21 protein-coding genes are annotated in these 24,294 nt (G+C 68.4%); 15 read left to right on the top strand and 6 right to left on the bottom strand.

Going from position 1 to position 24,294, the window contains the following annotated elements:
• Positions 1 to 28: 28 nt before the first annotated feature.
• Genes cobO through AB4879_RS14715 form a run of 5 tightly spaced genes read left to right on the top strand, consistent with a single transcriptional unit; the run spans position 29 to position 6,387 of the window.
• The gene (gene cobO / locus AB4879_RS14735; protein WP_102806799.1) at positions 29 to 643 is read left to right on the top strand and encodes a cob(I)yrinic acid a,c-diamide adenosyltransferase; all 615 of its coding nucleotides are present in this window, start codon (positions 29 to 31) and stop codon (positions 641 to 643) included.
• A 2-nt stretch (positions 644 to 645) separates the two neighbouring features.
• Positions 646 to 2,019: a cobyrinate a,c-diamide synthase gene (locus AB4879_RS14730; RefSeq protein WP_370508162.1), complete on the top strand. Its 1,374-nt coding sequence runs from the start codon at positions 646 to 648 to the stop codon at positions 2,017 to 2,019.
• A complete protein-coding gene (gene cobA / locus AB4879_RS14725) occupies positions 2,016 to 3,239 on the top strand; it encodes a uroporphyrinogen-III C-methyltransferase (RefSeq protein ID WP_102806797.1) in 1,224 nt (407 codons plus the stop codon). The genes AB4879_RS14730 and cobA overlap by 4 nt, the downstream gene beginning before the upstream one ends.
• 33 nt (positions 3,240 to 3,272) lie before the next feature.
• Positions 3,273 to 4,841, top strand: a complete 1,569-nt coding sequence (locus tag AB4879_RS14720) for an MFS transporter (protein ID WP_102806796.1) — start codon at positions 3,273 to 3,275, stop codon at positions 4,839 to 4,841.
• 52 nt (positions 4,842 to 4,893) lie between these two features.
• On the top strand, positions 4,894 to 6,387 hold the full coding sequence (locus tag AB4879_RS14715) for an MFS transporter (protein ID WP_102806795.1): 1,494 nt from the start codon (positions 4,894 to 4,896) through the stop codon (positions 6,385 to 6,387).
• Here the strand turns inward: AB4879_RS14715 and AB4879_RS14710 are convergent.
• From AB4879_RS14710 to AB4879_RS14700, 3 genes are all read right to left on the bottom strand, one after another.
• Positions 6,384 to 7,718, bottom strand: coding sequence for a cytosine permease (locus tag AB4879_RS14710; RefSeq protein WP_102806968.1), 1,335 nt, complete (start codon positions 7,716 to 7,718; stop codon positions 6,384 to 6,386). The two genes, AB4879_RS14715 and AB4879_RS14710, sit on opposite strands and share 4 nt — an antisense overlap.
• A gap of 94 nt (positions 7,719 to 7,812) precedes the next feature.
• The gene (locus tag AB4879_RS14705) at positions 7,813 to 9,807 is read right to left on the bottom strand and encodes a YhgE/Pip family protein (protein WP_370508161.1); all 1,995 of its coding nucleotides are present in this window, start codon (positions 9,805 to 9,807) and stop codon (positions 7,813 to 7,815) included.
• Positions 9,808 to 9,821: 14 nt separating this feature from the next.
• Positions 9,822 to 10,535, bottom strand: a complete 714-nt coding sequence (locus AB4879_RS14700; RefSeq protein ID WP_370508160.1) for an ATP-binding cassette domain-containing protein — start codon at positions 10,533 to 10,535, stop codon at positions 9,822 to 9,824.
• Positions 10,536 to 10,661: 126 nt separating this feature from the next.
• Between AB4879_RS14700 and AB4879_RS14695 the strand changes: the two genes are divergently transcribed.
• Positions 10,662 to 11,336 carry a VOC family protein gene (locus AB4879_RS14695; protein WP_370508159.1) on the top strand — a complete coding sequence of 225 codons (675 nt, stop codon included), beginning with the start codon at positions 10,662 to 10,664 and terminating at the stop codon, positions 11,334 to 11,336.
• A 23-nt stretch (positions 11,337 to 11,359) separates the two neighbouring features.
• On the top strand, positions 11,360 to 13,114 hold the full coding sequence (locus AB4879_RS14690) for a proline--tRNA ligase (protein WP_370508158.1): 1,755 nt from the start codon (positions 11,360 to 11,362) through the stop codon (positions 13,112 to 13,114).
• Here AB4879_RS14690 and AB4879_RS14685 read toward each other — a convergent pair whose 3' ends face one another.
• Together AB4879_RS14685 and AB4879_RS14680 are read right to left on the bottom strand one after the other, a co-directional pair.
• On the bottom strand, positions 13,115 to 13,612 hold the full coding sequence (locus tag AB4879_RS14685; protein ID WP_102806792.1) for a ferritin-like domain-containing protein: 498 nt from the start codon (positions 13,610 to 13,612) through the stop codon (positions 13,115 to 13,117).
• Positions 13,609 to 14,139, bottom strand: a complete 531-nt coding sequence (locus tag AB4879_RS14680) for a hypothetical protein (RefSeq protein ID WP_102806791.1) — start codon at positions 14,137 to 14,139, stop codon at positions 13,609 to 13,611. The genes AB4879_RS14685 and AB4879_RS14680 overlap by 4 nt, the downstream gene beginning before the upstream one ends.
• Before the next feature lie 115 nt (positions 14,140 to 14,254).
• On the opposite strand from AB4879_RS14680, the gene rimP reads away from it, so the two are divergent.
• The 8 genes from rimP (at position 14,255) to AB4879_RS14640 (ending at position 23,547) form a co-directional block, all read left to right on the top strand.
• Positions 14,255 to 14,788 carry a ribosome maturation factor RimP gene (gene rimP, locus AB4879_RS14675; RefSeq protein ID WP_370508157.1) on the top strand — a complete coding sequence of 178 codons (534 nt, stop codon included), beginning with the start codon at positions 14,255 to 14,257 and terminating at the stop codon, positions 14,786 to 14,788.
• Positions 14,785 to 15,819, top strand: a complete 1,035-nt coding sequence (gene nusA, locus AB4879_RS14670) for a transcription termination factor NusA (protein WP_370508156.1) — start codon at positions 14,785 to 14,787, stop codon at positions 15,817 to 15,819. Before rimP ends, nusA begins: the two co-directional genes overlap by 4 nt.
• Before the next feature lie 102 nt (positions 15,820 to 15,921).
• A complete protein-coding gene (locus AB4879_RS14665) occupies positions 15,922 to 17,328 on the top strand; it encodes an FAD-dependent oxidoreductase (protein WP_370508155.1) in 1,407 nt (468 codons plus the stop codon).
• Positions 17,329 to 17,377: 49 nt separating this feature from the next.
• A complete protein-coding gene (locus AB4879_RS14660; protein WP_370508154.1) occupies positions 17,378 to 17,761 on the top strand; it encodes a YlxR family protein in 384 nt (127 codons plus the stop codon).
• An 80-nt stretch (positions 17,762 to 17,841) separates the two neighbouring features.
• Positions 17,842 to 20,625 (top strand): translation initiation factor IF-2, encoded by a 2,784-nt coding sequence (gene infB / locus AB4879_RS14655; protein ID WP_370508153.1) that lies wholly within the window; start codon positions 17,842 to 17,844, stop codon positions 20,623 to 20,625.
• Entirely contained in the window at positions 20,625 to 21,122 is a 498-nt protein-coding gene (rbfA, locus tag AB4879_RS14650; RefSeq protein WP_370508152.1) for a 30S ribosome-binding factor RbfA, read from the top strand. The genes infB and rbfA overlap by 1 nt, the downstream gene beginning before the upstream one ends.
• Complete coding sequence (locus tag AB4879_RS14645) at positions 21,097 to 22,095, top strand: bifunctional oligoribonuclease/PAP phosphatase NrnA (RefSeq protein ID WP_370508151.1); 999 nt, start codon at positions 21,097 to 21,099, stop codon at positions 22,093 to 22,095. The genes rbfA and AB4879_RS14645 overlap by 26 nt, the downstream gene beginning before the upstream one ends.
• 150 nt (positions 22,096 to 22,245) lie before the next feature.
• Positions 22,246 to 23,547, top strand: coding sequence for an MATE family efflux transporter (locus AB4879_RS14640; RefSeq protein WP_370508329.1), 1,302 nt, complete (start codon positions 22,246 to 22,248; stop codon positions 23,545 to 23,547).
• Here AB4879_RS14640 and AB4879_RS14635 read toward each other — a convergent pair.
• On the bottom strand, positions 23,544 to 24,104 hold the full coding sequence (locus tag AB4879_RS14635; protein ID WP_370508150.1) for a class I SAM-dependent methyltransferase: 561 nt from the start codon (positions 24,102 to 24,104) through the stop codon (positions 23,544 to 23,546). The genes AB4879_RS14640 and AB4879_RS14635 overlap by 4 nt on opposite strands.
• Positions 24,105 to 24,294 lie beyond the last annotated feature (190 nt).

Here is a 24,294-nt window from a genome sequence, read left to right as displayed (position 1 = left end):
GCGTTAGCGTTCGGAAAGGTTTACGTCCATGCCGCAGGGTCAGCCGCTCACCGTGCCGAACGACGGGCTGACCACCCGGGCCCGTCGCAACACCCCGGTGCTGGCCGTGCACACCGGGCCCGGCAAGGGCAAATCCACCGCGGCGTTCGGAATGGCATTGCGCGCGTGGAACGCCGGGATGAGTGTGGCGGTCTTCCAGTTCGTCAAGAGCGCCAAGTGGAAGGTCGGCGAGGAGTCGGCGTTCGCCGCACTGGGCCGGCTGCATGACGAGCAGGGACTCGGCGGAGCCGTGGAATGGCACAAGATGGGCTCCGGCTGGTCGTGGACTCGGAAAGCCGGCTCCACCGACGATCACGCCGGGGCCGCCGCCGAAGGGTGGACCGAAATCGCCGGGCGCCTCGCCGAACAACGACACGACTTCTATGTCCTCGACGAGTTCACCTATCCGCTCAAGTGGGGCTGGATCGACGTCGACGAGGTGGTCGACGTTCTCCTCGACCGGCCGGGTGGTCAGCACGTCGTGATCACCGGCCGTGATGCGCCGCAACGCCTTCTCGACGCCGCCGACCTGGTCACCGAGATGGCCAAGCTCAAACACCCGATGGACGCCGGCCGCAAGGGTCAGCGCGGAATCGAGTGGTGAGCATGACCAGCATTCCCGCCGTGGTGATCGCCGCGCCCGCGTCGGGAAGCGGAAAGACCACCGTCGCAACGGGTTTGATCGGCGCGCTGCGGGCCGCCGGCCGACGGGTCGCCCCGTTCAAAGTCGGACCGGACTTCATCGACCCCGGCTATCACGCCGTCGCCGCGGGCCGGCCGGGCCGCAACCTCGACCCCGTTCTGGTGCCCGAGGAGCTGATCGGCCCGCTGTACCGGCATGGCAGCAGCGATGCCGACATCGCCGTGATCGAAGGCGTGATGGGCCTTTTCGACGGCCGTATCGACGAGCATCCGGTCACACCCGCGCGCGGCTCCACCGCCCACGTCGCCCAACTGCTCGGCGCCCCCGTCGTCCTGGTGGTCGACGCCCGCGGCCAGTCGCAGAGTATCGCCGCGGTGCTGCAAGGCTTCTCGACGTTCCACACCGGCGTGCACATCGGCGGGGTGATTCTCAACCGGGTCGGCACCAACCGCCACGAACAGGTGCTGCGCCAAGCGTGCGAGGCGGTCGGGGTGCCGGTGCTCGGTGCGATTCCGCGCCGTGACGAATTGGCCGTGCCGTCACGGCATCTGGGGCTGATCACCGCCGTCGAGCACGGCGAGCAGGCCCGCGCCGCGGTCGCCGCGATGACCGAACTGATCGCTCGTCACGTCGATCTGCCCGCCGTCGTCGCGCTCGGTGCCTCTCGGGTGCAGGCGCCGGCGTGGGCACCTGAGGACGTGGTCGGCGAACCCCACGCGGGGCATCCGGTGGTCGCGATGGCCGCGGGCAAGGCCTTCAGCTTCGGCTACGCCGAACATCGCGAACTGCTGCGGGCCGCCGGGGCGGACGTCGTCGAATTCGATCCGCTCACCGACAGCCTGCCCATGCGCACCGCGGCGATGGTCCTGCCGGGCGGCTTTCCTGAGCAGCATCTGGCCGATCTGTCGGCGAACTCCGAACTGCGCGCCCAGATCCTTGAGTTGGCCGGCCACGCACCCGTGCAGGCCGAATGCGGCGGCCTGGCCTATCTGATGGACGACCTGGACGGCCATCCGATGTGCGGGGTACTGGCCGGCTCCGCCCGATTCACCCCGAGGCTGACGCTCGGCTACCGGGAGGCCGTGGCGGTGTGTGACTCATCGCTGCATGCCGCGGGTCAGCGCGTTGTCGGCCACGAATTCCACCGCACCACAGCGGAATTCATCCACGCGCCCGAGTCGGCCTGGGCGTTCCGGGGCCATGACGGCCAGCCCGTTCGGGAGGGTGCGGTCCACGCCGGGGTGCATGCGTCGTATCTGCACACCCACCCGGTCGCCCAACCGCAGTCGGTCGCTCGATTTGTCGCGCACGCAACCTTGACTAGGCTGCCCCGGTGACCGAGAACGCCTACCTCGTCGGCTTACGCCTGGGCGGCAAGAAGGTCGTCGTGGTCGGCGGCGGGACAGTGGCCCAACGGCGGATTCCGCTCCTGATGGCCCGCGATGCCGATGTGCACGTGATCACCCGGGCCGCGACACCGGCTGTCGAGGTACTGACCACCACCAACCCCGGCATCACGCTGGAATTGCGGGACTACCGCGACGGCGACCTCGAGGGCGCCTGGTACGCCATCGCCGCGACCGACGACCCGGCCGTCAACGCCGCCATCGTCGCCGAGGCCGACCGTCGGCAGATTTTCTGTGTGCGCGCCGACATCGCCCGCGAGGGCAGCGCGGTCACCCCGGCCTCGTTCGACCACGACGGGCTCCTGGTGGGTGTGCTCGCCGGTGGGGAGCACCGCCGGTCGGCGGCGATCCGCACCGCCATCCGCGAAGCCTTCCAGCAGGGACTGATCACCGCCGAGGCTCCGGACGACGTCACGCCCGGCAGCGTCGCCCTGGTCGGGGGCGGTCCCGGCGACCCCGAGCTGATCACCGTGCGTGGCCGGCGGCTGCTGGCCCGCGCCGACGTCGTCGTCGCCGACCGGTTGGCGCCACCGGAACTGCTCGCCGAGCTCGGACCGCACGTCGAGGTCATCGATGCCGCGAAGATCCCGTATGGCCGGGCGATGGCTCAGGAAGCGATAAACAAAATTCTTATAGACCGCGCCCGGGAGGGGCGGTTCGTGGTGCGCTTCAAGGGCGGCGACCCGTTCGTGTTCGCCCGCGGATACGAAGAAGTTCTGGCCTGCGCGGAGGCCGGCATCCCGGTCACCGTCGTACCCGGTGTGACCAGTGCCATATCGGTGCCGGCGATGGCCGGTGTTCCCGTTACTCACCGCGCGGTCAATCACGAATTCGTGGTGGTCAGCGGCCATTTGGCACCCGACCATCCGGAATCGTTAGTGAATTGGAATGCGCTGGCGCAATTGTCGGGAACGCTGGTTTTGTTGATGGCCGTCGAACGCATCGAATTGTTTGCCCAGGAATTGATGTCGGGCGGCCGACCTGCGGAAACACCGGTATTGGTGGTGCAACACGGCACCACCGCCGCCGAACGCATACTCCGGACCACACTGCGCGATGCGCCTGATCGGATTCGAGCCGACGGTATTAGGCCCCCGGCAATCATCGTGATCGGCCCCGTCGCGGGCCTTCCCGGGGCGTTCGGCCTTTAAAGAATCCTTAAGATTACTGTAGGGTAGCTCGGTATGACGGCCCTCAACGACGCTGCGCGGGCGACCGCCAACAGTTCTGAGCGCGCGGTCCCGATGCGCCTCGAGCCGGCAGCACTGGCGAAGACCAACAAGTACATCCCGAGCTGGTTGCCGTCTCGGCGGTTCTTCGCCGCGGTGACCGCCATCGGCGGCATGCAGCTGCTGGCCACGATGGACAGCACTGTCGCTATCGTCGCGCTGCCCAAGATCCAGGACGAGTTGGCGTTGTCCGATGCCGGCCGTAGCTGGGTCATCACCGCTTATGTGCTGACGTTCGGCGGGCTGATGCTGCTCGGCGGCCGGCTCGGCGACACCATCGGCCGCAAGCGCACCTTCATCGTCGGCGTCGCGCTGTTCACCATTGCGTCGGTCCTGTGCGGCGTCGCGTGGGACGAGGCGACGCTGGTGATCGCACGGCTGCTCCAAGGTGTCGGTGCCGCGATCGCCTCACCGACCGGTCTGGCCCTGGTGGCCACCACATTCCCGAAGGGGCCGGCGCGCAACGCGGCGACCGCGGTGTTCGCCGCGATGACGGGCATCGGCTCGGTGATGGGCCTGGTGGTCGGCGGCGCGCTGGTCGAGGTGTCCTGGCGGCTGGCGTTCCTGGTGAACGTGCCGATCGGCCTGCTGATGATCTACCTGGCTCGCAAGACCCTGCGCGAGACCCACCGTGAGCGCATGAAGATGGACGCCGCCGGTGCGCTGCTGGCGACCGTGGGTTGTACCGCGGCGGTCTTCGGCTTCGCCCAGGCGCCCGAGAACGGATGGCAGTCGCCCATCACCCTGGCCTCGGGCCTGGCGGCCGTACTGGCCTTCGTCGCCTTCGCGTTCGTCGAGCGTCGCGCGGTCAACCCCGTGGTGCCGTTCGCCCTGTTCCGTGACCGCAACCGGCTGGCGACGTTCGCCGCGGTGTTCCTGGCCGGCGGCGTGATGTTCACGCTGACGGTGCTGATCGGCCTGTACGTGCAGGACATCATGGGCTACAGCGCACTGAAGGCCGGGATCGGCTTCATCCCGTTCGTGATCGCCCTCGGCATCGGCCTCGGCGCATCCTCGCAGTTGGTGTCCCGTTTCCCGCCGCGGATCCTGGTGATCGCCGGTGGCGTGCTGGTGCTGGCCGCGATGATCTACGGCTCCACGCTCAACGGCGGCATCCCATACTTCCCGAACCTGGTCCTGCCGATCACCGTCGGCGGCTTCGGCATCGGCATGATCGTCGTGCCGCTGACCGTGTCGGCCATCGCGGGTGTCGGCTTCGACCAGATCGGCCCGGTGTCGGCGATCGCGCTGATGCTGCAGAACCTCGGCGGACCCGTCGTGCTCGCCATCATCCAGGCCGTGATCACCTCGCGCACCCTGTACTTGGGCGGCACCACCGGTCCGGTGAAGAAGATGAACGAGGCGCAGCTGCACGCCCTGGACCAGGGCTACACCTACGGCCTGCTGTGGGTCGCCGCCGTCGCGGTGATCGTGGGGGCTGTCGCGCTGTTCATCGGCTACACCGCCGCGCAGGTCGCGCACGCCCAGGAAGTCAAGGACGCGATCGACGCGGGAGAGCTGTAACTCCGCGAGGGCTCACCGACGACCGCCGCGGCGGCCAGTAGGGTAGTCACCCATGTCTGGTGTGAGTGGTCGTCAGCCGACCACCAGACCGCTGTCCTCCAGAGTGCTGGGGCTGGCGATCGTCGCGATCACCGGTATGCAGCTGATGTCCACGCTGGACGGCACGATCGTGATCGTCGCGCTGCCGCGGATGCAGGCCGAGCTGGGCTTGTCGGATGCCTCCAAGAGCTGGGTGATCACCGCCTACGTGTTGGCCTTCGGCGGCCTGCTGCTGCTCGGCGGTCGCGTCGGCGACGCCGTCGGCCACAAACGCGCGTTCATCTCCGGCGTCGGCGTGTTCACCATCGCCTCACTGGCGTGCGGACTGGCCAACGACCAGTGGACGCTGATCGTGGCGCGCGCCGTGCAGGGGATGGGCGCCGCGGTGGCCGCCCCGACAGGTCTGGCGCTGATCGCCACCACGTACGCCGTCGGACATGCCCGCAATCAGGCATTGGCCGTCTCGGCCGCCATGCAGGGACTCGGATCCGTTCTGGGCCTCGTCGCCGGCGGTGCGGTGACCGGCTTGTCCTGGCGGCTGGCCTTTCTGGTCAATGTGCCGATCGGAATCTTCATCATCATCGTGGGTCTGACCCGGCTCGAGGAGACCCGGCACGAGAGACTCAAGCTCGACATCACCGGCGCGCTGCTGGCCACCCTGGCGTGTACCTCGGCCGTGCTGGTCTTCACCCAGGGCCCGCCGCGCGGGTGGATCGATCCGTGGGTCATCGGTGCGGGCGTGGCCGCGGCGGTGTTCTTCATCTCCTTCCTGATCGTCGAGCGCGGCGCCGACAACCCGCTGGTGCCGTTCTCGATATTCGACAATCGCAGCCGTGTCGCATCCTTCGCGGCGTACTTCATGGCCGGCGGCGTGATGTTGACGCTGAGCGTGATGATCGGTCTGCTGGTTCAGGATGTGCTCGGGTACTCGCCGTTGCGCGCCGGGATCTGCTTCATGCCGTTCGCGGCGGCGTTCGTGGTGGGCAACGTCGCCGCCACCAAACTGGCGCTGCGGATCGCGCCGCGGTGGGTGATCCTCGGCGGTGGTCTGCTCGTGCTGGCGGCCATGCTCTACGGGTCGACGTTGAATCGGTCGATTCCGTACTTCCCCGACCTGTTCGTCCCGATCGTCGTCGGCGGTCTCGGCATCGGGATCATCTCGGTGATCTTGCCGCTGTGCACCCTGGCCGGAGTCGGGCCGCGCGAGATCGGCCCCGTCTCGTCGGTCACCCTGATGGTCTTCAACCTCGGCGGTCCGCTGGTCCTGGTGATCGTCCAGGCGGTGCAGACCTCGCGAACGCTGTACCTGGGCGGAACGACGGGTCCGGTCAAGTACATGACGCCCGCCCAGCTCGACGCGCTGGGCCAGGGGTATACCTACTCGCTGCTGTGGGTGGCCGGCATCGCCGTGCTGGTGGGGGTGGCCGCGCTGGGCATCGGGTTCTCCACCCGCGACATCGCCGCCGCCCAGCACACCCGCGAAGCCGTCGAGGCCGGCGAGCTCTAGGACCTACGCGCTCGCATCACCCGATAGCCGCCGTAAACCGCCGCTGCGACAAGGAAATTCACGAAGTACGCCAGATCGGCGCCGTGCAGAGCCGTCGCCACCGGCCCGACGATCAGGTTCGTGTGCATGAACGGCACCGCCGCCGCGAACGCCACGAAGAACGCCGCAAGGGCGACGACGGCGTCAGTGCGGGGGGTGACCTCATCGGCCGGGTTCACCGCGTCGCGGCCGGCGCTGCGGAAGCGCCAGTCGATCGCCACGATCGCCACGAACGCCGGAATCCAGTAGCTGACGAACAACAGCACACCCTGAAAGCGTGACGCCAGGTCGCCGGAGTGCAGCCACATGATGAGCGCGAACGCGATCAACACCACCACAACCGCGGACACCGGCCTGCGTACCCGCACCCCGACGGTCTGCAACGCCAGCGATCCGCTGTAGTCGTTCATCGCGTTGGAGGCCACCGACCCCAGTGCGATCACCAGCAGTGCCACCGCGCCCAGCACGCCGCCGCCCATGATGTCGCGCACGCCCTGCGCAGTCTGATCGGTGAGCGTGCCTGCCGCGGCCACCCCGATCGCCTGCACGGCGATGTAGGCCACCGCCAGGCCGCCGAAGGTGTAGCCGAACACCGCCGTGCGCGATGTGGTGACGGGCAGATACCGGCTGTAGTCCGAGGCGTAGCTGGCCCACGAGATCGCCAGGCTCAGCGCGATGGTGACTTCCAGCGCGAACGCGCCGGCCAGGTCGGCGCCGCCCAGGGTGGGCAATGAGATCACCTGGTGACCGCTGATCAGCTTCCACGCGAACACCGCGAAGGTGACGATCAGCACGACCGTCATCACCGCCTGCACCCGGTGGATCACCTCGTAGCCGAAGACCCCTACTGCACCCTGGGCCGCCAGCACGATCACCACCGCCAACCAGAACGGCATGCCCAGCAACTCGGCGAGCGCCTCACCGCCGAACAACCCGACCAGGCCGTCCCAGGCGATCGACGACAACCACTGGATCACCGCCACCACGCCGACGGTGCCGCCAAATGCCATGCGCGCGTTGGGAAGTTGCGCGGTACCCGTGCGCGGGCCCCAGGTGGACAGGTAAGCGACGGCCAGCGACCCGATCACCGTGCCGATCACCATCGCCAGCAGTCCAAGCCAGAAGCCCAGCCCGAGCACCACCGCCAGCGTGCCGGTGAACACCACCGTCATGTTCACCTGCGGGGCGAACCACACGGTGAACAGCCGGCGCGCGCCGCCGTACCGGTTGCCCGGCGGAATGGGCGCGATCCCGTGGGTTTCGACTGCCATGTCCCCGACGTGCGACGGCATCCGGCCGGCATAGGTCTGGGCGGCCAGCGATGACCCGGCAGAACCGGTCGGCGACGATTCGGTTGTCACCCACCCACCCTAGAGGCCGCCGGGCTCACACCTCGATGGGTGGGTGCAGCCGCTCCATCGTGTATTGGCGGTTTCGCCGGGCCGCCCAGGCGGTGGCCCCCAGCGATGCGGCGAGGACGCCGGAGAGCACCGCCACCGCGATCCACAGTCGGTGGTCTATCCCACCATTGATGAGTTGGCGTAAACCGTTGACGGCGTACGTCATCGGGTCTGCCGGGTGAATCACCTGGAAGGGCTTTGCGGTGGTCTCCACCGGATAGATCCCGCCGGCCGACACCAGCTGGAGCATCAGGAACGCCAGCGTGACGACGCGTCCGACGGCCACGCCGAACACGGCGTTGAAGGCCTGGATGATGCCGAGGAACGCGGCGATGACCAGGATCAGGAACGCCACCGTGGCAACCGGATAGCGAGCCTTCAACCCGACGCCGTAGTGCACCACCACGTACATCACCAACACCTGGCTCACCGCGACGAGGAGGGCAGGCCAGTACGACGCCAGCACCACGCGCAGCGCTCCGAGCCCGTTGATGATCGGCCGGGACTGCAGCGGGGTCAGAAGCATCCAGATGATCAGCGCTCCGATAAACAGTGCCAGCGGCAGGAAGAACGGGGCGAATCCGGTGCCGAAGGTCGCCGCCGGGTTGTGTGTCTCCATGTCCAGATTCACCGGAGAGGCAACGGTTTTGGCGACGACTTGGCGCTGTTGCGGCGTCCACGACGGAACCTGTGTGGAGCCTTCCCGCAGCTTGCCTGCCAGCTCCTGACTGCCGTCCCGTAGTTGCCCGGTGCCGTCGGCAAGGCGCTGCGCACCCGCTGCCAGCTGACGGCTGCCGTCGGTCAACGCCACCAGGCCGGCGCTGAGCCGCTGTGTGCCGGAATCGAGCTGTTGGACGCCGCTGCGCAGCTTCAGCACTTCGGCGCGCAGGCTGCCGTCGACCGCCGCCGTGAGGAAGGTCCGCACCTTGCTCGTGGGGTCGCCCAACTCGTTTTCGAGTTGGGCGGCGCTGTCGCGCAGTCGGGCGAGGCCGTCGTCGGTCGTGGGATCGATACCTTGGGCCCGAAGCAACCGCTGGGCGCCGGCGAGGACTGTCCCGACATCGCGCACCGTGGGGTCCGGGTTGTTCGACAAGGTGGCCACCGCTTGATCGACCAGCGCTGCGGCCTGCCGCTGGTCGATGTTCAACGCCGCTATCCGGTCAGAGGTCGAGCGCACCGCTCCGCTGAGGTGTTCGGCGACCGCGCCGACCTCGGCCGGATCCAGTCCCAGCCCGTCGACCCGCTCCAGCACGTGCACCAGCGGATCGGTCGCCGTGGTGACGGCGGCATTCAATTGTTTTGTACCGGTGGCCAATTGGGCTGCGCCATCTCGAGCGGTGGCCATGCTGGTGGCCAGAGTGGCCGATCCGGTGGCGAGTTGGTGGGCTCCCGCGTCGGCGGTGTCCAGTCCGGACGCCAGCCGGTCGGCGCCGTCGGCTGCGGCCTTGAGGCCAACGCCGGCGTCGGTGAGCCCGGTCAACACCGTGCCGACAGTCTGTTCGCCGACGCTGGAATTGACCTGATTGATGACCTCGCGCGCGGCGTTCTGACCAATGATCGAGCCGAGGTAGTTGTTGGCGTCGTTGAAGGTGAACTTCAGGCTGGCCGGGGTGGGCTCATCGCCGGAGGGCGAGGCGATGTCGGCGCTGAAATCGGCCGGGATCGTGATCGTGAAGTAGTAGGTGCCGTCTGCGAGCCCGCGGGCGGCGTCGGCCGCCGACGTCTCGTGCAGCTGCAGTTGGCCGGAATCCTTGAGCGCCTTGGCCACCTGGTCCCCGGCCCGCAGGGGTTTGCCCTGAGCCTGGGCGCCACGGTCCTCGTTGACCAGGGCGGCGGGAACCTTGTTGACCGCGGCGAACGGATTCCAGAACGCCCACAGGTACATCGCTCCGTACAGCAGCGGCATCAGGATGATGGTGACCAAGGCGATGCGGGGCAGGACGCCTCGGGAGTAGCGCTTGAGGTCGGTGCCCAGTGACATTCCGGCGAGCATGGTCAACCCGTCCCTTTCTGGGATTCCGACAATTCGGCGCGGTCGGCGTTGGCGACCGGAATCTGTGACCGGACGTCGTGGCCGCTCACCCCGTTCACTGTCGCGGTCACGATCGTCTGTTCGCGGCCCAGGTCGATCAGCCGCTCGATGAGCAGGTCCCGGTTGAGGTCGCTGGTGACGAAATCGAGGTTGCCGACGACCAGCAACGGCGGGCGCTTGGTGTTGGCCAGGGCGATGCGGAGCAGCAGCCGGTCGAGTTCGGAGAGTTCTTCGAAATACTCGTCGAGGGGAGGCAGTGGATGCGGCCCGAACACCGGCGCGCAGATGGCCGTCAGCGCGGCCATGTCGGCCCTGCGCACCAGGCGATACCACGGTGCGCCCCAACGTAATTGTTCAGTGATCAGATCGCGGACGGTGACCGACTCGGGGACGGTGTCGAGCTCGTCGATACCGGCGAGGGCGGACGTGGCGAAGATGTTGTGGACGTCGCCGGCACCGAAGACGGTCAGCTCGCCGGACTGGGGTGCCATCCGTCCGGCGATCGTCATCAGCAGCGCCGTGCGTCCCGAGCCGGCCGGACACACCAGGACGTTGACGCCGCCGGCCGGCACCTCGAGGTCGACGGGACCGTAGACCGGACCCCACGGTCCCCGCACCCTGATCCCACGGGCGACGACAGCGGGTGGACCGGAGTCGTCACTGTGGCTGTCGGGCAATTCCGGTAACACTGCGCACCTCCCGCGTCGTGCGTGCCCGCACATCAGAACACGCCGAGGCGGTGGCGCGCGCGGGAAATTATGCACGCCCTGAGCGCGGCCGGCCAGATCGCTAGGCTGACCTCTGTGAGTGCGTCGGACCGGCCGAGCCGCCAGGAAATCTCCGACGCGGTGACCGGCCTGGGCTGGCGACTGGTGCTCGGCGCGGTCTACGCCGAGGTGACGGTGTCGTCGCTGGCGCAGGCCGGTGAGGCGGCCGCACTGGTGGTGGCCGCCGTCGGCGCGGACGGGCAGGGACACGCGAGCATCGACATCAGGTCCGATCGGGTGGTGGTGCGGCTGCAGTCGGCATCCGCCGGGGCGGTCCTGGGTGTGGATATCGCTCTGGCGCAGGCGATTTCGTCAGCGTTGACGGAACGAAACCTGCGCCTTGCGCCTTGCTCGGTGCAGGCGTTCGAGATCGCCGTCGATGCGCTGGACATCGGTGCGGTCCGGCCGTTTTGGCAGGCGATCACCGGCTACGTCGATGAAGCCGGGCCATCGGATCTGACCGACGGTTTGATCGATCCGGCCGGGCGCGGCCCGGCGATCTGGTTCCAGCAGATGGATGCGCCCCGGACCCAGCGCAACCGGATCCACCTCGACATCGACGTGCCGCACGACGTGGCATCGGCACGCGTCGCCGCCGCGATCGCCGCGGGCGGGACGCTGCTGTCCGATGCCAAGGCGCCGGCGTTCTGGGTGCTGGCCGATCCGGAGGGCAACGAAGCCTGCATCTGCACCTGGCAGGGGCGCGACTGAGGGCATCGCTAGGCTTGCCCACTGTGATCACCCGCATGTCCGAGCTGTTCTTGCGCACCCTGCGTGACGACCCAGCCGACGCCGAAGTGCCCAGCCACAAACTGTTGATCCGTGCCGGGTACGTCCGGCCGGTGGCGCCGGGGCTGTACACCTGGCTGCCGCTGGGCCTGCGGGTGCTGCGCAAGATCGAGAAGATCGTGCGCGAGGAGATGGTCGCGATCGGCGGCCAGGAGATCCTGTTCCCGGCGCTGCTGCCGAAAGCGCCCTACGAGACCACCAACCGCTGGACCGAGTACGGCGACGGAGTGTTCCGGCTCAAGGACCGCCGCGGCAACGACTACATGCTGGGCCCCACCCACGAGGAGTTCTTCACCCTGACGGTGAAGGGGGAGTACAGCTCCTACAAAGACTTCCCGCTGCTGATGTTCCAGATCCAGACCAAGTACCGCGACGAGGCCCGGCCGCGGGCCGGGATCCTGCGCGGGCGCGAGTTCATCATGAAGGACTCGTACTCGTTCGACGTCGACGACGACGGCCTCAAGACCGCCTACCACGCGCACCGCGAGGCGTATCAGAACATGTTCAAGCGCATGGCAATTCGCTATGTGATCGTCTCGGCGGTGTCCGGCGCGATGGGCGGTTCGGCCTCCGAGGAGTTCCTGGCCGAAAGCGAGATCGGCGAAGACACCTTCGTGCGGTGCGTGGAGTCCGGGTACGCGGCCAACGTCGAGGCGGTGGTCACCGCGGTCCCGGAGGCAATGCCGGCTGAAAAGGTGGCTGGCCTTCCTCCCGCCCAGGTGCACGACACGGGCGATACCCCGACCATCGCCACCCTGGTCGAGTGGGCGAACTCCGCCGGCCTCGGCCGGGAGATCACCGCCGCCGACACCCTGAAGAACGTGCTGCTCAAGGTCCGTGCGCCCGGTGGCGATTGGGAGCTGCTGGCCATCGGCGTGCCCGGTGACCGGGAGGTCGACGACAAGCGCCTCGGCGCCGCGCTGGATCCCGCCGAGTACGCGCTGCTCGACGACGCCGACTTCGCCAGGTACCCCTTCTTGAAGAAGGGGTATATCGGCCCGAAAGGCTTGCTGGCCAACGGGGTTCGCTATCTGGTGGATCCTCGGGTGGTGGACGGGACGGCGTGGATCACCGGCGCCGACGAAACCGGCAAGCACGTCGTGGGCCTGGTCGCCGGCCGGGATTTCGTCGCCGACGGCACCATTGAGGCCGCCGAGGTGCGCGACGGCGACCTGTCGCCCGACGGCGCCGGACCGCTGGTGTCGGCGCGCGGAATCGAGATCGGTCACATCTTCCAGCTGGGCCGCAAGTACACCGACGCCTTCGCCGCCGACGTGCTCGGCGAGGACGGCAAGCCGGTGCGGCTGACGATGGGTTCCTACGGCGTCGGGGTGTCCCGGCTGGTCGCGGTGATCGCCGAACAACAGCACGACGAGTTCGGGCTGCGCTGGCCGGCGTCGGTGTCACCGTTCGACGTGCACGTGGTGATCGCGAACAAGGACGCACAGGCCCGCGCCGGGGCCGAGGAGCTGGCCCGCGACCTGGACCGGCTCGGCCTTGAGGTTCTGCTCGACGACCGCACCGCCTCGCCGGGGGTGAAGTTCAAGGACGCCGAGCTGCTCGGGGTGCCCTGGATCGTCGTGGTCGGGCGTGGCTGGGCCGACGGGGTCGTCGAGCTGCGTAACCGGTTCACCGGCGAGAAGCGTGAGATCGCTGCCGAGGGTGCCGTCACCGACATCGCGGCGACCCTGGCGTCCTAGTTACTCGGTGCCGCCGGGGAACGCCTCGGTCAGCGGCCGGATGCCCAGCGCCTGCTTCCAGCGTGCCGTCAGTACCGCCGTGTCGGTCAGCGCGCTGACACCGAAAGCGCGGTCCTGGTCGGACGTCGCCCGTTCGATCACCGCGCGCCAGGCCGTCGCGCAGTCGTTCTCCATCCGGATCGCGAGATTGCCCGCGTCGGTCGGGGTGTTCACCGCCATCGGCAGCTGATAGCCGGCGGCGGGCACCGGCGCCTTGACTGAGCGGCCGGTCAGCATCGCGATGGCCGCTTCGCGGCGCTCGCGGTGCTGCGCCATCGCGTCGGAGACCAGATCGTTCTCGTCCGGAGAGCTGTGGGCCGAGACGATGCCGTATCCGTAGATCGCCGCGTGCTCGGTGGCCACCGCGTCGAACAGCGCCGCCGCGGCGGCATCCGACGGCCGGTCGGGATCTGGCGTGGTCGACGGGGTCGGCGACGTCGACGAGGTGGGTGACGTCATTGCCCGGCCTTTCCGGCGGCGAGGGCCACCGAGTACCCGGTGACGCAGGACGCCGCGATCGAACCGATCAACCCGGCCCGGTATCCGGACAGGGTCGGCGCCAGCGAGGTGGCGCTGTCCGCCGAGCTGCGCAGCGCGGCGACCACATCGGCCACCGTCGGTGCCGGGGCGCCGGACGCCGACGTGGTGGTCGCAGCGGTGGAACTGGTCGTGGATGCCGGTTTGCCGGAGAGTCGCGCGACCTCGGCGGCCAGCACCGTGGCGTGCTTCCCGCGTTCGGCCGCCAGCTCGGTCAATGCCGGCGCCAGCGCTGAGGGAGCGGTCTTGGCCGCGGCGGCCGCCAGTTCGCTGTCGTGGCGGGCCAGCTCGGCCTGCTGCTCCAGCGGATCGGGTTCCGGCGGCGACGGGTTGCCGCAGGCGGTCGCCGCCGCGCCCAACACCGCGAGCAGCGCCAACCCGCGGCTGCCGTCGATGAGAACTCGTCGTCGGGATATCCCGCCGAATGGACGGGGATCTCGGCTCAGCACGCCAACATCCTGCCATTGCAGTGCCCCGCGCTGGCGTATCGTGGAGGGCTGGCTCTCTCGAGAGCGCTGCATCCGACGCAGCTGATCAGGACAACTCAAGATGGAGGAGCTCGCCGTGGCTGGCCGTTCTACGGGGCTACCAACCCAGAAGCAGGTGATCGAGCTACTCGATGGTGAGTTCGTGCGCGCCGGATACGAAATCGAAGACGTCGTGATCGACAGCCGCCCCCAGCCGCCGCGCGTCACGGTCATCGCCGACGGCGACAAGCCACTGGACTTGGATACCGTCGCCGCGCTCTCCCGCTCGGCCTCGGCACTGCTGGACGACCTGATCAGCGGTGACGACGCCTACGTTCTCGAAGTCACCTCGCCGGGGGTGGACCGACCGTTGACCAACGAGAAGCATTTCCGTCGCGCGCACGCCCGCCTGGTCGACGCCGAGCTTGCCGACGGAACCACGGTCACCGCCCGGTTGGGCGTCGTGTCCGATGACGCCGTCGACCTGGTGGTGCGCGAGCGCAATGATTGGACGGTGCGCCGGATTCCGCTGGCTGACATCGTCAAAGCTGTTGTCCAGGTTGAGTTTTCACCACCAAAGCCACGCGAGCTCGAACTTGCGGGAGCAGCCGGAACGGAGGCCGAAGCATGAACATCGACATGACCGCCCTGCATGCGATCGAGATCGATCGCGGCATCTCGGTCGACGAGTTGCTCGACACCATCAAGACGGCGTTGCTGACCGCCTACCGGCACACCGAGGGCCATCAGCCCGACGCGCGCATCGAGATCGACCGCAAAAGCGGTGCGGTGCAGGTGATTGCGTGCGAGACCGACGAAGACGGCAACCTGATCAGCGAATGGGACGACACGCCAGAGGGATTCGGCCGCGTGGCGGCCACCACGGCCCGCCAGGTCATGCTGCAGCGCTTCCGCGACGCCGAGAACGAGCGCAGCTATGGGGAGTTCTCCGCCCGGGAGGGCGACATCGTCGCCGGTGTCATCCAGCGCGACGCCCGAGCCAATGCGCGCGGCCTGGTCGTCGTGCGGCTGGGCAGTGAGACCAAGGGCGCCGAAGGCGTCATCCCGGCTGCCGAGCAGGTGCCGGGCGAAACCTATGAGCACGGCGACCGGTTGCGCTGCTACGTCGTCGGGGTCAGCCGCGGTGCGCGCGAACCCCTGATCACGCTGTCGCGCACACACCCCAACCTGGTTCGCAAGCTGTTCTCGCTGGAGGTGCCCGAAATCGCCGACGGCTCCGTGGAGATCGTCGCGGTGGCTCGAGAGGCGGGCCACCGATCCAAGATCGCGGTCCACTCACGGGTGCCCGGGCTCAACGCGAAGGGCGCCTGCATCGGCCCGATGGGCCAGCGGGTGCGAAACGTGATGAGCGAGTTGTCCGGCGAGAAGATCGACATCATCGACTTCGACGAGGATCCGGCGCGGTTTGTCGCCAACGCTCTGTCACCGGCGAAGGTTGTCTCCGTCTCCGTCATCGACGCGAACACCCGCGCGGCGCGGGTGGTGGTGCCCGACTTCCAGCTGTCGCTGGCGATCGGCAAGGAGGGGCAGAACGCCCGACTGGCAGCCCGCTTGACCGGGTGGCGCATCGACATCCGCAGCGACGCGGCGGCGCCGGAAGACGAGCCGCGACCTGCCGCGTCGCACGACGTGGAGCACTGACGAGAACCGGGCGCTGAGCTGCCGATGTAGCCACATCGGCGACCGGTGGGTACACCATCGTCAATTAGGTGGGTGCACCATCGTCAACAAGGGGGGAATTCGTTGTCAGAACTCGGCGCTGCCCAATCCGTCGACGTGCTCGTCGTCGGAGCCGGCCCGACCGGGCTGACGGCGGCCGATGCGTGTGTGGCGGCCGGGTCTTCGGTGGCCATCGTGGAACGCACCGGCTACGTCGGCGGGTTGGCCCGTCCGGCAACCGTGGCCGGGCATGACGTCGACCTCGGCGGTCACCGGCTGCTGTCGGCGACACCCGAGCAGCGCCGAGTGTGGCTGGAGTTCGCCGAGCGGCTCGGCGGTATCCCGATGTCGGACATCGACCGGCACAGCGGAATCCTGCGGGAAGGCTACGTGGTCAGCTATCCGTTCGACTGGCGGCAGTTCCGCCATTCGGCGCCGCTGTCCGTCCGGGCCCGCGGCGCCGCCTCGCTGATCGCCTGGAAGCTGACGGCGCCGGCCGGCCGCACCGACGACACCCTGGACGACTGGGTCAAGAACCGGTACGGGCCCTACCTGTCGGAGAAATTCATGGCCCCGCACGCCCGGAAGGTGTTCGGCATCGACCCGAAGAACATTCCGGCGGCGTGGGCGTCGCAGCGGATCCTCTCGCCGCGGCTCGCCTCGGTACTGGCCACCGCGTTACCGCGGATGCGGAACTCGACGCGTCCCGATGAGCCGACCGACAGGTTCATCTATCCGCACGGCGGGGCGGGAGTCCTGTGGTCGCGCCTGGCCGCATCGCTGGGAAGGAAAGTCGACTGGCTGTTCGACTCCACCGTGGCGGCGATCAGCAGGTCCGGTGGCGGACGATTCACCGTCACAGTGTCGGGTCCCGCCGGAAGACGCGTCGTGTCCTGCGGCCGGATCATCTGGACCGGGCGACCCGATGATCTGGCCGCAAGCCTGGGGCTGAGTGAGCTGTCCACCGCGATCGCGCAGGCCTCGGGACGGCGCGACCTTGTCGTCGGCGTGGTGCGACTGCCCGACGCACCGCCGAGTTGGCATGGCTACCAGTGGCTCTACACCCACGACGCCGGCGTGCGAGCGCACCGATTCAACAACTACGGCGAGTGGAAGACGCTGAACTGCCCGTCCGGCGTGATCGGCCTGGAGTACGCGGTTCCGTCCGGTGAGCCGTTCGACGTCCGGTCCACCGCATCGAAAGACATGTCGATCTTGCTCAACGGCGGTTCCTTCGAGTTTCTCGGATCCGAGACGACCGCCGATGCGTACTCCAACTTCGACGCCGCCGCCGACCTGTTCGCCGAGCTCGACACGGCGCTTCACCGGTTCGGCGAGGGGATCATCGCCACGGGACGCCAGGGGGCCGGGATCTACATCAATCTCGACCAGGCGAGGGAGTTGGGAACCCGGGTCGGCAGCTTGCCCGCCGACCACGCGGGCGTGGTCGGTCGGGACGGATATTCGCGGTATCAGGAGAAAGCGGGCTGACGGCCGGACCCGGATCGCCCAGCCAAGGGTGGTTCTGAGCGATGCCGCGATGACGGTAGACTGTGCCGTGATCCAGCGCGAGACTCCGACTCCCGAGCGACCGCATCGACGTACCGAAGGTCCGGTACGGACATGTGTCGGGTGCCGGAAGCGAGAGTTGGCCGTCGATCTCCTCCGAGTGGTGGCTGTGTCGAACGGGAACGGCCATAGCGCCCTAACCGTTGATCAAGCAGGTAACCTCCCAGGGCGGGGTGCGTGGCTGCACCCCGACGACCGGTGCCTTCAGGCAGCGTTCCGACGGCGAGCATTCGGCCGAGCGTTGCGCATCACCGGTTCACCGGATACATCCGCGGTGGTCGAGTACGTCGAGAAATCGACGTGCCAGACCAGCCCGGCAAGAGAACAGGCAGCGAAGAACATGAGCACACCGTGAAGTCCCGACGATGACCATGCGTCGTAGCTAAACCCGAGGCGCGGCCTACCACCGCTGTCGCCTCTTGAGTAGGAGATGTAGTGGCAGGTAAGGCCCGCGTACACGAGTTGGCCAAGGAACTCGGTGTTACCAGCAAGGAAGTTCTCGCCCGACTGAGCGATCAGGGCGAATTCGTCAAATCCGCATCATCGACGGTGGAAGCCCCCGTCGCACGCCGTCTGAGGGAATCATTCGGCGGCGGTAAGCCCGACAAAGCCCCGGCGAAAGCCACACCGGCCAGCGCGGCCGGAAACGGAGCGCCGGCACCCAAGCCCGCGCCCGTCTCTGATGGCGCTGCCGCGACCGCGCCGCCCGCGGCGCCGGCACCCAAGCCGGCCGCTCCGGCTCCGGCCCCAGCCCCGGCCGCCCCGACTCCGGCACCGCCGGTGCCTGCGGCTCCGGCTGCACCCGCGGCCTCGGCGGCCCCCGCCGCCCCCGCGGCACCCGCGCCGAGCAGCCCCGGGCCCACGCCCGGTCCGCGTCCGGGACCGGCAGCGCCGAAGCCGGGTATGCCTCGGCCGCCGCGCGTCGGCAACAACCCGTTCTCCTCGGCTCAGCCGGTCGAGCGGCCCGCGCCGCGCCCCCAGGGCCCGCGTCCCGGCCCCGGTGCCGGTGGTCCGCGTCCCGGCGCGCCGCGCCCGGGTGGAGCCACACCCGGCAACATGCCTCCTCGTCCGCCCGGCGCCCGGCCCGGTGCGCCCGGTCGGCCCGGTGCCCCGCGTCCCGGCGGCGGTCCCCGTCCCGGCGGCGGCGCCGGTGGCGGCGGGCGTCCCGGTGGTGGCGGCGGCGGTAACTACCGCACCGGCGGTCCCGGTGGCGGCGGTGGCGCAGGTGGAGCTGCTGCCGGTGGCTTCCGTGGCCGTCCCGGTGGCGGTGGTGGCGGTGGTCGTCCCGGTCAGCGCGGTGGCGCGGCCGGCGCGTTCGGCCGTCCCGGCGGTGCCCCGCGTCGTGGCCGCAAGTCGAAGCGGGCCAAACGCGCCGAGTACGAGAGCATGCAGGCGCCCGTCGTCGGTGGCGTGCGGTTGCCGCACGGCAACGGCGAGACGATCCGGCTGGCCCGCGGCGCGTCGCTGAGCGACTTCGCCGAGAAGATCGACGCCAACCCGGCCGCATTGGTCCAGGCGCTGTTCAACCTCGGTGAGATGGTGACCGCCACCCAGTCGGTCGGCGACGAGACGCTCGAGCTGCTCGGCGGCGAGATGAACTACGTCGTGCAGGTCGTCTCGCCCGAAGACGAGGACCGCGAGCTGCTGGAGTCGTTCGACCTCACCTACGGCGAAGACGAAGGCGACGAGGGCGACCTGGAGGTTCGTCCTCCGGTGGTCACCGTCATGGGTCACGTCGACCACGGCAAGACCCGACTGCTGGACACCATCCGCAAGGCCAGCGTCCGCGAGGGCGAAGCCGGCGGCATCACCCAGCACATCGGTGCCTACCAGGTGACCGTCGAGCACGACGGTGTCGTGCGCCCGATCACCTTCATCGACACCCCGGGCCACGAGGCGTTCACCGCCATGCGTGCCCGCGGTGCGAAGGCCACCGACATCGCGATCCTGGTGGTCGCCGCCGACGACGGCGTCATGCCGCAGACGGTGGAGGCCATCAACCACGCGCAGGCCGCTGACGTGCCGATCGTGGTCGCGGTCAACAAGATCGACAAGGAGGGCGCCGACCCGGCCAAGATCCGGGCCCAGCTCACCGAGTACAACCTGGTTGCCGAGGACTTCGGTGGCGACACCATGTTCGTCGACATCTCGGCCAAGAACGGCACCAACATCGAGGCGCTGGAGGAGGCGGTCCTGCTGACCGCCGACGCGGCACTGGACCTGCGGGCCAACCCCGATATGGAAGCCCAGGGTGTGGCCATCGAGGCGCACCTGGACCGTGGCCGCGGCCCGGTGGCGACCGTGCTGATCCAGCGCGGCACGCTGCGGGTCGGCGACTCCGTGGTGGCCGGCGATGCCTACGGCCGGGTTCGCCGGATGGTGGACGAGCACGGCGAGGACGTCACTGAGGCGTTGCCGTCGCGACCGGTGCAGGTCATCGGCTTCACGTCGGTGCCAGGTGCCGGCGACAACTTCCTGGTTGTCGACGAGGACCGCATCGCCCGCCAGATCGCCGACCGGCGCAGCGCGCGCAAGCGCAACGCACTGGCCGCGCGTACTCGCAAGCGCATCAGCCTGGAAGACCTGGATTCGGCACTGAAGGAAACCAGCCAGCTGAACCTGATCCTCAAGGGCGACAACTCGGGCACCGTCGAGGCGCTCGAGGAAGCCTTGCTGGGCATCGAGATCGACGACGAGGTGGAGCTGCGCGTCATCGACCGCGGTGTCGGTGGCGTCACCGAGACCAACGTCAACCTGGCGTCGGCATCGGACGCGATCATCATCGGGTTCAACGTGCGCGCCGAGGGCAAGGCCACCGAACTGGCCAACCGCGAGGGTGTGGAGATCCGGTACTACTCGGTGATCTACCAGGCGATCGACGAGATCCAGAGCGCGCTCAAGGGCATGCTCAAGCCGATCTACGAGGAGAAGGAGCTCGGCCGCGCCGAGATCCGCGCGATCTTCCGGTCGTCGAAGGTCGGCAACATCGCCGGCTGCCTCGTGCAGTCCGGGATCATGCGGCGCAACGCCAAGGCGCGGTTGCTGCGTGACAATGTCGTCATCGCCGAGAATCTCACGGTCTCCTCGCTCAAGCGGGAGAAGGACGATGCCACCGAGGTGCGCGAGGGTTACGAATGCGGTCTCACGCTGACGTACTCCGACATCAAGGAAGGCGACGTCATCGAGACCTACGAGCTGGTCGAGAAGGAGCGCGTCTAGTGGTTGATGTTGGCAGGGCCCGCAGGCTCTCCAAGCGCATCGCCACCATCGTCGCCTCGGCCATCGAGTTCGAGATCAAGGATCCGCCGCTGGCGTTCGTGACGGTCACCGACACCAAGGTGACCGGTGACCTTCACGACGCCACCGTGTACTACACGGTGCGCGGCAAGACCCTCGATGACGAGCCGGACTATGCGGGTGCGGCCGCGGCGCTCGAACGTGCCAAAGGTGCACTGCGTACCAAGGTCGGTGCGGGCACGGGTGTGCGGTTCACTCCGACCCTGTCCTTCGTTCTGGACAAGGTGCCCGACACCGCGCAGAAGATGGAGGAGCTGCTCGCCAAGGCGCGCGCTGCCGACGCCGATGTCGCCCGGATTCGGGCCGGGGCCACTCCTGCGGGAGACGCGCAGCCGTACCGTGTGGTAGGAGAAGAGGGGACATCTTCCCTCTCGCAGGACGACCAGGACGCCGGTGACCGCGATCGACTCGACGACTGAGATCACCCGCCCCTCGCGGCGGGTGGATGCGCACGGCGCCGTCGAGGTCCTGCGCGGCGCCGGCGCGGTCAGCGTCATCTGCCACGTCCACCCCGACGCCGACAGTGTGGGCGCCGGACTTGCTCTGGCGTTGATTCTCGAGCGTGACGGTGTCGACGTCGAAGTGAGTTTCGCGACGCCGTCGACGCTGCCGGAATCGCTGCGCATGCTGCCCGGCGGGCACCTGCTGGTGGCCCCCGGTGACATGCGCCGTGACGTCGACCTGGTGGTGACTGTCGACGCCCCGAGCGTGAACCGGCTCGGCGCGCTGTCGGAGTTCACTCAGCTCGGTTGCGCGGTGCTCGTCATCGACCACCACAAGTCGAACACCCTGTTCGGCAGCGTGAATCTTGTTGATCCGAAGGCGGATTCGACCACCATGGTGGTGGCCGAGCTGCTCGATGCCTGGGGTAAGACGATCGACTGCGATGTCGCATCGTGCCTGTACGCGGGACTGACCACCGACACCGGCTCGTTCCGGTGGGCATCGCCGGGCGCGTTGCGGCTGGCCGCCCGCCTGGTCGAGCTCGGGGTGGACAACGCCGCGATCAGCCGTGAACTGTTCGACACACATCCGTTCGTGTGGCTGCCCTTGCTGTCGCGGGTGCTGTCCCGCGCCCAGCTGGTGCCCGAGGCGGCAGGCGGGCGCGGACTGGTCTACGCGGTGGTCGCCCACGAGGAGTGGATGGAGAACCGCTCCGAAGAGGTCGAGAGCATCGTCGACATCGTGCGCACCACGCACGAAGCCGAGGTCGCCGCGGTCTTCAAGGAGATCGAGCCCGGGCACTGGTCGGTGTCGATGCGCGCCAAGAGTTATGACCTGGCTGCGGTCGCCAGTGGTTTCGGCGGCGGTGGGCACACGTTGGCCGCCGGGTACTCCGCGGCCGGACCGATCGACGACGTGGTGGCGGAGCTGACCGCCGCCCTTGGCTGAGTCGGGTCTTGGCCGGTACCGCTGCCGCACCATCGAATTTCACCTTTGGTAGCGATTTACTCGTACTTCGAGTGCAAAAGGTGAAACTCGATCTCACTACTCCGGGGTCTGGGCTTGACTGACTCAGCCGACGACGCCGCTGTAACCAGCCTGCGGATCGCGGCGCTGGCGCTTCCCGCGTTGGGTGTCCTTGCCGCCGAACCGATCTACTTGCTGTTCGACATCGCGATCGTCGGCCGGCTCGGCGCGCTGAGCCTGGCCGGCCTGGCGATCGGCGGCCTGATCCTGTCGGTCGTCAGCGCCCAGCTCACCTTTCTGTCGTACGGGACGACGGCTCGCTCGGCGCGTTTCTACGGCGCGGGTGACCGGGTCGCGGCCGTCGGTGAAGGGGTCCAGGCCACCTGGCTGGCGCTCGGGATGGGTGTCGCGATCGTGGCTGCCGTGCAGTTGGCCGCCGTGCCGATCGTGTCGGCGATCGCGGGGACGACGTCCGGCGGCGGCGACATCGCCGGTGCCGCCTTGCCCTGGGCGCGTATCGCGATCTTCGGTGTGCCGGCCATCCTCATCTCCGCGGCAGGCAACGGCTGGATGCGCGGTGTGCAGGACACCATGCGCCCGCTGCGCTACGTGCTGGTGGGTTTCGGTGTCTCGGCGGTGCTGTGCCCGTTGCTCGTCTACGGCTGGCTTGGCTTGCCGCGGCTGGAACTGGCCGGTTCGGCAATCGCCAATCTGGTGGGGCAGTGGCTGGCCGCGATTCTCTTCTGCTGGGCGCTGCTGGCCGAGAAGGTACCGCTGCGCCTGGACACGTCAGTGCTGCGTGCGCAGGTGGTGATGGGCCGTGATCTGGTGCTGCGGACCCTGGCCTTCCAGGCCTGTTTCGTCTCGGCCGCCGCGGTGGCCGCTCGGTTCGGTGCGGCGGCCGTCGCCGCGCATCAGGTCGTGCTGCAGCTGTGGAACTTCCTTGCGCTGGTGTTGGATTCACTCGCGATTGCCGCGCAGTCGCTGGTCGGTGCCGCCCTTGGCGGAGGTCGAACGGAGCACGCGAAGTCGGTCGCGTGGCGGGTGACGGTGTTTTCCGCGATCGCCGCCGCGGTGCTCGCTTTCGTGTTCGCCGCCGGCGCGTCGGTGCTGCCGTCGCTGTTCACCGACGACCGGTCCGTGCTCGCGGAGATCGGGGTGCCGTGGTGGTTCATGGTGGCCCAATTGCCCATCGCCGGAGTCGTTTTCGCACTCGACGGGGTGCTGCTGGGTGCCGGCGATGCGGCCTTCATGCGCACCGCTACATTGGCCAGCGCACTGATCGGGTTCCTGCCGCTGATCTGGTTGTCGCTGGTGTTCGGTTGGGGCCTGCTCGGGATCTGGTCTGGCCTGAGCACGTTTATGGTGCTGCGACTGGTCTTCGTCGGATGGCGCGCCTTCTCCGGGCGGTGGCTGGTGCCAGGCACCAGCTAGCGTCGGGCGATTGCCGCCCAGCCGAAGTCGTTGGTGCGCACATCGATCCGCTCGAATCCAGCCGCGGTCAATCGGTCCGCGAGGGCCGCCGGATCGATCGGATTGTAGGTGTCGCCCACGTGTGCGGCGGCCATGTCGTCGTCGCCGATGCCGTCGCTGGCCACCAGTGCGGCACCCGGCCGCAGCACCCGGGCCACCTCGGCGAACAGGCGATCCTGCAGCTCGGCGGTCGGAACGTGGTGCAGCATCGTGAAACACGCCGCACCCGAGAACCGTCCGTCGGGGAAGTCCAGTGCGGTCGCGTCGCCGCGCACGATCCGGACTGACGGCACATCGGCGAACCGCTCGGTGAGGATCGTCGCGAGCCGTTCGTCGATCTCGACGCACGTCACCTGCGGCACAGTCCGGCTCAGCACGTCGGTGGCCGCGCCGAAGCCCGGCCCCACTTCCAGGACGTCATCGCCAAGGTCGCAATCACCGAGGACCCACGGCAAGATCTGCTCGCGCATGATCTGACGCCATTCGTCACCGCCGCAGACCTCGTGCGCCTCGTTCACGCCCCCAAGCGTAAATGAATAGCCCGTCAAATATGTTGTATGGCTATGTATCGATTTTTGCTGAGTTACTTCCGCGCACGTCGCTGGTGAGTTATTAATGACGTTGCTGATACATCGATTCATGACGGGGGCTCCATGAGTTCGGCCAACTTTGGATTTCGCATCGGTTCCGCAGCGTTCGCCATGGGCC

The organism is Mycobacterium sp. SA01 (genome assembly GCF_041287105.1).
In the GTDB taxonomy this organism is placed as follows: Bacteria; Actinomycetota; Actinomycetes; order Mycobacteriales; family Mycobacteriaceae; genus Mycobacterium.
Note: the sequence above shows the minus strand (reverse complement) of the source record. Positions and strands in the feature narration are given on the sequence as shown.

Excerpts from the sequence above, each read along its gene's own strand:
- cobO (WP_102806799.1), top strand. The coding sequence starts at position 29 with ATGCCGCAGGGTCAGCCGCTCACCGTGCCGAACGACGGGCTGACCACC.
- AB4879_RS14730 (WP_370508162.1), top strand. The coding sequence starts at position 646 with ATGACCAGCATTCCCGCCGTGGTGATCGCCGCGCCCGCGTCGGGAAGC.
- AB4879_RS14720 (WP_102806796.1), top strand. The coding sequence starts at position 3,273 with ATGACGGCCCTCAACGACGCTGCGCGGGCGACCGCCAACAGTTCTGAG.
- AB4879_RS14715 (WP_102806795.1), top strand. The coding sequence starts at position 4,894 with ATGTCTGGTGTGAGTGGTCGTCAGCCGACCACCAGACCGCTGTCCTCC.
- AB4879_RS14710 (WP_102806968.1), bottom strand. The coding sequence starts at position 7,718 with ATGCCGTCGCACGTCGGGGACATGGCAGTCGAAACCCACGGGATCGCG.
- AB4879_RS14705 (WP_370508161.1), bottom strand. The coding sequence starts at position 9,807 with ATGTCACTGGGCACCGACCTCAAGCGCTACTCCCGAGGCGTCCTGCCC.
- AB4879_RS14685 (WP_102806792.1), bottom strand. The coding sequence starts at position 13,612 with ATGACGTCACCCACCTCGTCGACGTCGCCGACCCCGTCGACCACGCCA.
- nusA (WP_370508156.1), top strand. The coding sequence starts at position 14,785 with ATGAACATCGACATGACCGCCCTGCATGCGATCGAGATCGATCGCGGC.
- AB4879_RS14660 (WP_370508154.1), top strand. The coding sequence starts at position 17,378 with ATGACGGTAGACTGTGCCGTGATCCAGCGCGAGACTCCGACTCCCGAG.